The organism is Streptomyces sp. HSS9-12 (assembly GCF_054963655.1).
Genome location: NZ_JBUEGC010000134.1, coordinates 1 through 558 on the forward strand (window position 1 = coordinate 1; position 558 = coordinate 558).

At 69.0% G+C, this 558-nt stretch carries 1 protein-coding gene; it reads left to right on the forward strand.

Features of this window, described 5'->3' with window-relative positions; translation table 11 throughout:
• Window positions 1-77 precede the first annotated feature (77 nt).
• Window positions 78-461: a transposase gene (locus tag ACY34J_RS29050; RefSeq protein ID WP_462729608.1), complete on the forward strand. Its 384-nt coding sequence runs from the start codon at window positions 78-80 to the stop codon at window positions 459-461.
• The last annotated feature ends 97 nt before the right edge of the window (window positions 462-558 follow it).

Genomic DNA, 558 nt, shown 5'->3' on the forward strand with positions numbered 1-558 from the left:
CCCTCTCTGTCAGCCTGTGGTGAGACGGCCCGATTATTCGGGTTAGTGTGTGGGGCACGACAGGAGACGCACTACTGATGACCAGCACTGAGCCCGTCGGGTCCGACCCGGCACCGAGGCCGAAGCGCCGCACCTTCACCTCGGAGTACAAATTGCGGATCGTCGCCGAGTACGACGCCGCGCCTCGCAACGAGAAGGGCGCGGTCCTGCGCCGTGAGCGCCTGTTCCACTCGCATGTCACCGAGTGGCGGGCCGCCCGGGACGCGGGGGCCCTGGAGAAGCTGGTCGACCGGCGGACGAGCCCGGCCCGTGCGAAGAAGTCCGCCGCGGAGGTGGAAAACGAGAAGCTGCGCCGCCGGGTCGAGCGCCTGGAGAAGGACCTGGCCCGTAACAAGGCCGCCCTCGAGGTGATGGGAAAAGCCTCCGCGCTCTTGGAAATGCTCTCCGAGAGCGCGGACTGAAGCCTGCCGCCGACCCGGTCCTGGACATCGCGTTCAGCGGTGTCGCGGACCAGTTGGGCATCACCGCGGCCTGCCGGCTGACCGGGCGGTCCCGCGC